Here is a 660-nt window from a genome sequence, read left to right on the forward strand (position 1 = left end):
ATCCCGGCAGAAGCAGCGGCATACATCGCTCTCGGCATGAAGCTGGCATACACGGACATCATCGCTCGCACCAACACTGCTGCTGAGTTTTGCTCTGCCACCAAGACGGCGAGGATTGGGCAGTGAGCGAACTCCAAGACCTTACCGGCAAGATGATGCTCGATGCCGTTGACTTCGACACCCAGGAATTCGAGCTCTGGGCACGATCCGAGGATATGGAGCGTTGCAGCGTATGCCGCTTCAGGCTGAACGGAACGATCTACGTGGCGGTTGAAGACCCATCTGACGGCTACAGAAGCTCCTTGCGCGAGCTCGTCGTTCAGCCAGACGCCACCATGCATAACGTCTTCCCTCCGATCGAGGTTGTTGGCGTTTATCGGAACCGAAAGGACTTCGGCAGCTCCGACATTCTTGAGCTTATCGACACAGCAAACGGCAAGACGGTCCTCGAGGTCGGTACGGAAAATACTGGCGACTATTACCCGAGCTTCGTCGCCTCGTTTCATCCAGAGAACATGAACGCCAATTCCGAGGTTAAACCATGAGCAACGACTCATTCATGATCCTCCTCGCTGTCGGCGTCCCTGCCGTGGCTATCACCGGCCTAGCTCTGGCGATCTGCGCCACATCTGGACGCTGCAGCCGCAAGGAAGAGCAGGA

General features: G+C 56.8%; 1 protein-coding gene. It reads left to right on the forward strand.

The features are described from left to right. The first annotated feature begins 122 nt into the window (after positions 1 to 122). Positions 123 to 545, forward strand: a complete 423-nt coding sequence (locus IB244_RS31595) for a hypothetical protein (RefSeq protein ID WP_192306990.1) — start codon at positions 123 to 125, stop codon at positions 543 to 545. The last annotated feature ends 115 nt before the right edge of the window (positions 546 to 660 follow it).

This window comes from Rhizobium sp. RHZ02, from assembly GCF_014851575.1.
In the GTDB taxonomy this organism is placed as follows: domain Bacteria; phylum Pseudomonadota; class Alphaproteobacteria; order Rhizobiales; family Rhizobiaceae; genus Rhizobium; species Rhizobium altiplani.